Below are 5,813 nucleotides of genomic sequence, written 5' to 3'. Positions count from 1 at the left end.
GGCCGGGACCGGGCGGGGGCCCCGGCGGGAGAGCCGCGTCGTATCCGGCGAACAACTCCTCCAGCCCCGGCGGGGGTTCGCGCCACCCCCGCACGGCGGGCTCCTCCTGGCGCCGCCCGATCCGCAGCGACCGCAGCCGGGGAACGTCCGTACGTCGCAGCAGGTCGGCGGTGGACAGGCCCAGCCGTACGCCCGTCCAGTCCTCGCCGGTGCGCTGGGCCACGCAGGCCCGCAGGACGAGCGTCCCGCCGGATGCGGAGGCCGTGCCGTCCAGCCGCAACTGGTACACCGGCGACCAGGTGGCCCCGGGCACGTGGTACTCGATCTCCAACTCCACCTCGGGACGGTCCTGTTCGTCCCCACCGCTGTGCGGCGCGCCGTCCCCGGACCGTTCCAGGGTCAGGAGGGCGGCGGCCGACTCGCCCGCCCGCGTGGCGGGCAGCGCGCTGGAGGCCGCTTCCAGACGCTGGACGAGTACGTCGACATCGTGTTCCGCGCCGCTCAGTTCGGCCTCCACCGCCCGCAACCGTCCGTGGAGCAGCGCCAGCCGGCCGTCCACGAAGTTCGCCAGCGCCAGCAGGGACTCCACCGGAGCCCAGCGGGGCGGATCCCCGCGGCGGGGCTGCGGCGGCACGGCCCGCAGCTCGGCCACCTTCCCGATCTCCGCGGTGAGCCGGCCGTGCCGCTCGCGCAGCCGGTCCAGCCGTTTCTCGGCCTCCTCCAACTCCAATCGCAGGGAGGGCAGTTCGCGGTCCTGCCGAGGAGCGGCGGACCGCACCGGCCGTACGTCGGTCACCCGCAGCCCGGGCGGGCCGGAGACGACCCGGCCGCGCAGCGAGTGGTCGTACAGGGAGATCGGCAACCCCTCCACCCGGACGCGCACGACCGCGTCCGGACCTTTCGGGTCCCGCGGCAGGGCACAGCGGGCGCGCCGGACGCACACGGCCCCGACGGCATGCACCACCACGGACTCCAGAGCCGACTCCGGTACGGCTTCCGGTACCGGCTCCTTGCCGGATCCCGTACGCGCACCGCCGCCCGCGACCGCCTCGTCCGCCATACCGCCCCTCACGCCCCTCGCCCGACCGGTGACCGCACCATAGCCGCCGGACGGGTCGGCGCAGGAGGCGTTGCGGCGGATCCGGGGCTTTTCCCCGTCCTGCTTCGGCCGTCGGACTCCGCGCCGAGCGGCGGCCGTTCATCCGCGGATCTCGGGGAGGGGGCGCTTCACCCGCGTTCGCGCAGGTACGCATCCAACTCGGCGGCCCCGGCCAGCATCGCCCGCCCGCGGGCGGCCAGCCGGCCGTGCCAGTCGCGCAGAGCGGCCTCCAGTGGCTCCAGCCCGCCGGCCGTCCGCACCCGGTCGACCAGCGGGGCTATCTGCTCCAGCAGATAGCCGCCCCGCCTGAGCTGGTGGACCAGCCGGGCGTCCCGTACGTCTGCCTCGCCGTAGACCCGGTACCCGGTGCGCGGGTCGCGGTGCGGGCGGACCAGCCCGGCACGCTCCCACTTGCGCAGCGTCGCGGGCCGGATGCCGAGCTTCCCGGCCAGTGGCCCGATGAACACGCCGCCGGACTCGGGCTCGGACCCGGCCCCGGGCACCGGGCCCGGGCCATGGGCCGCACCGGGATCCAGGTCGCGCAGGGCGCTCTCCACGGCCCGGAGGGTCCGGCGGTCCTCCAGGAGCTGGGCGTGGCTCTCGTCGACGAGGCGGAACGCCTCCTCCTGTGCGCCCTCGTTCACCGCCCGCATGATCGCCGTCGCCGCCTGGTGGCCGTGGCCGGGCACCAGGGCGAGGAAGGTGCGCAGGGCCCGCGCGTGCAGCGGGGTGTAGACGCGGTAGCCGTGGGGTGTGCGATCGGCGGCCGGAAGGATGCCGGCCCCCTCGTAGTTCCTGACCGCCTGTGCGGACAGGCCGTGCCCGCGCGCCAGATCGACCGGCCTGAGCCACTCACCGCTTTGAAGGTTTCTCCCCATGGAGGCGAAGATATCGCGGAAAAGTTTCCATCGAAGGTTCAACGATAGCGTTGAAGGCATGGCTACCGACACCAAGGACATCGCCCGCGCCGTCGACGCGGCGGCCGTCATGGGAGTGCTCCCGGCCCGGCCCCGGATGCTCGCCCTGGGCGAGCCCACCCACGGGGAGGGTGCGCTGCTCGGCCTGCGCAACGAGCTGTTCCGGCAACTCGTCGAGGAGGAGGGCTACCGGACGATCGCGATCGAGAGCGACTGCGTGGCGGGTCTGATCGTGGACGACTACGTCACCTCCGGCACCGGCACCCTCGACCAGGTCATGGAGAGCGGATTCAGCCACGGCTGGGGCGCCTTCGCGGCCAACCGCGAACTCGTGCGCTGGATGCGCGCCCACAACGCCCGCGCCGACGCCGAGGGCAGGCCCGCCTCCGACCGGCTCCGCTTCGCCGGTTTCGACGGCCCGCTGGAGATCACCCATGCCGCGAGCCCCCGGCAGGCCCTTGTCGCGCTCCACCGCCACCTCACGGCCCATGTGGAGGCGGACCTGCTCCCCTGTGACGCACAGACGCTCGACCGCCTGCTCGGCGACGACGCCCGGTGGACCGAACCCGCCGCGATGACGGACCCGTCCCGGTCGGTGGGGCGGACCGCCGAGGCGGACAGGCTGCGGCTGCTCGCCGACGACCTGGTGGCGCTGCTGGAGGAGCAGACACCCCACCTGATCGCGGCGGCCTCACGGGAGGAGTGGGACCGGGCGCGCCTGTACGGGCGCACCGCGACCGGCCTGCTGCGCTACCACCACCGGATGGCCGACGCGTCACCGGCGCGTATGGCCCGGCTGTGCGCGCTGCGGGACTCGACGATGGCCGGAAACCTCCTCGCTCTCGCAGACCGGGGCCCGGTGCTCGTCCACGCCCACAACTCCCACCTCCAGCGGGGGAGGAGCACGATGCGGATGTGGCAGGGGCCGGTGGAGTGGTGGGGCGCCGGCGCGCTGGTGAGCTCCCGGCTCGGCGAGGAGTACGCCTTCGTGGCCACGGCTCTGGGCACGATCCGGCACCGGGGAGTGGACGCCCCGCCGCCGGACAGCCTCGAAGGACTCCTGTACGCGCTGCCCCGGGACCGCTGCCTCGCCGGTGCCCGGGAGTTGGCCGCCGCCCTCGGCGACCTCCCTCCCGCGCCCCGCGTCTCCCCCTGGTTCGGCTACGCCCCGCTCGATCCGGCCCGACTGGCGGACGGCGACGGCGTCGTCTTCGTCAAGGACGTCCCGCAGGGCTGACCCGCGAAGCCGCGAGCGCGGCGCTCGGCTCTTTCCAGACGCCCGCGACGCCTCTAGGGTCTGGTTCGGTAAGCGCTTTCTGCAACAGTCGGCCACCGAAGGAGCCCGAACCCGATGCCCCCGGTCACCCAACGCCTCCGCGCCGCCGTCGTCGGCGCCGGAGCCATCGCCACCGTCGGCCACCTGCCGGCTCTCGAAGCCCACGCGGACGAGGTCGAGCCGGTCGCCGTCGTCGACGTGGACACCGGCCGGCTCGACGCCTTCCGCGCGCGGGCGGGCGAAGGGGTGGCGGGCTACACCGACCTGGCCCTGATGCTGGAGCGGGAGAAGCCCGACCTGGTGCTGATCGGCACCCCGCCCTCCCTCCACCGCGAACAGGCCGTGGCCGCGCTGCGCGCCGGAGCGTGGGTGCTGTGCGAGAAGCCGCTGTGCCTCTCCCTCGCCGAGTACGACGAGATCGCCGCCGCCGAGGGGACGGAGGAGGACGGGGGCCCGTACTCCACCGTCCTCTTCCAGCACCGCTACGGCTCCGGCGCCGTCCACGCCCGTGAGCTGCTCGCCTCCGGCGCGCTGGGCGCCCCGCTCGTCGCCCACTGCCAGACCACCTGGTACCGCGACGCCACCTACTACTCCGTCCCCTGGAGAGGCCGGTGGGCCACCGAGGGCGGCGGCCCCGCCATGGGCCACGGCATCCACCAGACGGACCTGCTGCTGCACCTGCTCGGCGACTGGACCGAGGTGCGGGCCATGGCCGGACGCCTGGTGCACGACGTGGAGAGCGAGGACGTCTCCACCGCCCTGGTCCGCTTCGAGAGCGGCGCCATGGCCACCGTCGTCAACAGCGTCCTGTCCCCTCAGGAGGCCAGCCGCATACGGATCGACTGCGCCGACGCCACCGTCGAACTCACCCACCTGTACGGCCACTCCAACGACGACTGGGCCTACACCCCCGCCCCCCACGTGGCCGACGCCCCCGACGGAGCCGACCGCGTCCGCGCCTGGCGCACCCCGGCGGCCGACCTGCCCAGCTCCCACACCGCCCAGCTCGCGGCCGTACTGGCCGCCCGGCGCGCGGGCGTCCGGCCGCCCGGCAGCGGCCACGAGGCCCGCCGCACCCTGGAGTTCACCGCCGCCCTGTACAAGTCCGCCTTCACCGGGCTGCCGGTGCGCGCCGGCGAGATCGTCCCCGGCGACCCGTACCACACCGCCATGCACGGAGACCACCCCGACTGGGCGCCGGGCGCCCCCGCGAAGGAGGCGACCCGGTGAGCGCGCCGCTGACCGTCACCCACACCCGCGGCGAACGGATCTCCGTCGCCTGCGGCGCGGTGGAGCTGATGGCCTATGTGTACCGGCCCGATCCGGACGCCTTCGAGTCCCGCAAGCCCTACGCCCATCCGCTGCGGACCCTGGCCGGCCGCACCGTCACCGGCTACCGGCCCAGCGACCACCGCTGGCACAAGGGGCTGCAGATGACCGCCAGCCACCTGTCCGGGCAGAACTTCTGGGGCGGCAACTCCTACGTCCACGGCCGCGGTTACCTGCCGCTGCGGGACCGGGTGGGGTGGATGCGGCACGACGGCTTCGACGTGGTGGACGTCCTCGGCCCGGGCGGGGACCGGGTACGCGTGGCCGAACGGCTGACGTGGATCGAGAACGGCGGAGAGGAGTGGGCCCGGGAGAAGCGCACCGTCGAGGTGCACTCGGCCGAGCCCGAGGAGGGCGCCTGGGCGCTGGACTGGTCGATCCACCTCACCAACATCCGTACCGAGCCGCTGGTGTTCGGCTCCCCGACCACCGCCGGACGCGAGATGGCCGGCTACACCGGCCTCCACTGGCGCGGTCCGCGCGACTTCACCGGCGGCGACGTCCTCGGCCCCGGCGGCCGGGGCGGGAAGGGGGAGACCGGCGCCGCGGCCATGATGGGCGCCCGGGCACCCTGGCTGGCCTTCACCGCCGAACGCGACGGGGCGGACGCGCACACCACCGTGGTCTTCGCCCACGCGCCCGGGAACGACGGCGCGATCCACGCCTCCCACTGGTTCGTGCGCTCCGAGCCGACCCCGGTCGTGGCCTTCTCCTGGGCCTTCTTCGAGGAGTTCGAGCTGCCGCCGGGGGAGAGCTTCGCCTACCGCTACCGCGTGGTCGTCGCGGACGGCGCCTGGGACGAAGGCCGGGTGGAGTCCTGGCTCGGGGCACACGGGTGGTGAACGCACGGGCGGCGGACACACGGGGGTGGGCAGAGGGGCGGTGAGCGCGCGGCCCGCCCGTCAGGTGCGCGCCTCCAGGTCGCGCCGGGTGTCGTCGCCGTACACGCCCCTCTCGTCGCCCCGGATGCCGTACCACTGCTGGTAGCGGGCGACGGCCTCGGTGACCTCGGCGTCGTAGCGGCCGTCGACCTCGCCGCCGGGGTAGATGCCCGGGACCTGCCGCAGCCGCCGCTGGAGCTCCACCACCTCCGGGCCGCCGTCCCCCTCCCGCAGCATGCCGGGTACGGGGGGCCGCGACTGCTGGGAGGCGGGGTTGGGCGGCGGTGTGGCGGACCTCGGAGGTGCGGCGG

General features: G+C 74.7%; 6 protein-coding genes. 3 read left to right on the top strand and 3 right to left on the bottom strand.

What is annotated here, in order from left to right:
* The coding region (locus tag L7D48_RS24665) for a DUF4139 domain-containing protein (RefSeq protein WP_237882630.1) at positions 1-1,060 on the bottom strand (1,060 nt) is incomplete at its 3' end.
* 167 nt (positions 1,061-1,227) lie between these two features.
* Positions 1,228-1,977 (bottom strand): TioE family transcriptional regulator, encoded by a 750-nt coding sequence (locus L7D48_RS24660; RefSeq protein WP_237882628.1) that lies wholly within the window; start codon positions 1,975-1,977, stop codon positions 1,228-1,230.
* A gap of 58 nt (positions 1,978-2,035) precedes the next feature.
* On the opposite strand from L7D48_RS24660, the gene L7D48_RS24655 reads away from it, so the two are divergent.
* The 3 genes from L7D48_RS24655 to L7D48_RS24645 all read left to right on the top strand — a co-directional run bounded on the left by L7D48_RS24655 (position 2,036) and on the right by L7D48_RS24645 (position 5,463).
* On the top strand, positions 2,036-3,253 hold the full coding sequence (locus L7D48_RS24655; RefSeq protein ID WP_237882626.1) for an erythromycin esterase family protein: 1,218 nt from the start codon (positions 2,036-2,038) through the stop codon (positions 3,251-3,253).
* Positions 3,254-3,367: 114 nt separating this feature from the next.
* The gene (locus tag L7D48_RS24650; RefSeq protein ID WP_237882624.1) at positions 3,368-4,522 is read left to right on the top strand and encodes a Gfo/Idh/MocA family protein; all 1,155 of its coding nucleotides are present in this window, start codon (positions 3,368-3,370) and stop codon (positions 4,520-4,522) included.
* Positions 4,519-5,463, top strand: coding sequence for a PmoA family protein (locus L7D48_RS24645; protein ID WP_237882623.1), 945 nt, complete (start codon positions 4,519-4,521; stop codon positions 5,461-5,463). Before L7D48_RS24650 ends, L7D48_RS24645 begins: the two co-directional genes overlap by 4 nt.
* Positions 5,464-5,523: 60 nt before the next feature.
* On the opposite strand, the gene L7D48_RS24640 is transcribed toward L7D48_RS24645, so the two are convergent.
* On the bottom strand, positions 5,524-5,813 hold a 290-nt coding region (locus L7D48_RS24640), incomplete at its 5' end, for a peptidoglycan-binding protein (protein WP_237882621.1).

The sequence above is a fragment of the Streptomyces sp. ICN903 genome, assembly GCF_022015835.1.
GTDB lineage: Bacteria > Actinomycetota > Actinomycetes > Streptomycetales > Streptomycetaceae > Streptomyces > Streptomyces fenghuangensis.
The sequence above is the reverse complement of the archived record's forward strand: the minus strand, read 5'-3'. Positions and strand labels throughout refer to the sequence as shown.

Excerpts from the sequence above, each read along its gene's own strand:
- L7D48_RS24660 (WP_237882628.1), bottom strand. The coding sequence starts at position 1,977 with ATGGGGAGAAACCTTCAAAGCGGTGAGTGGCTCAGGCCGGTCGATCTG.
- L7D48_RS24655 (WP_237882626.1), top strand. The coding sequence starts at position 2,036 with ATGGCTACCGACACCAAGGACATCGCCCGCGCCGTCGACGCGGCGGCC.
- L7D48_RS24650 (WP_237882624.1), top strand. The coding sequence starts at position 3,368 with ATGCCCCCGGTCACCCAACGCCTCCGCGCCGCCGTCGTCGGCGCCGGA.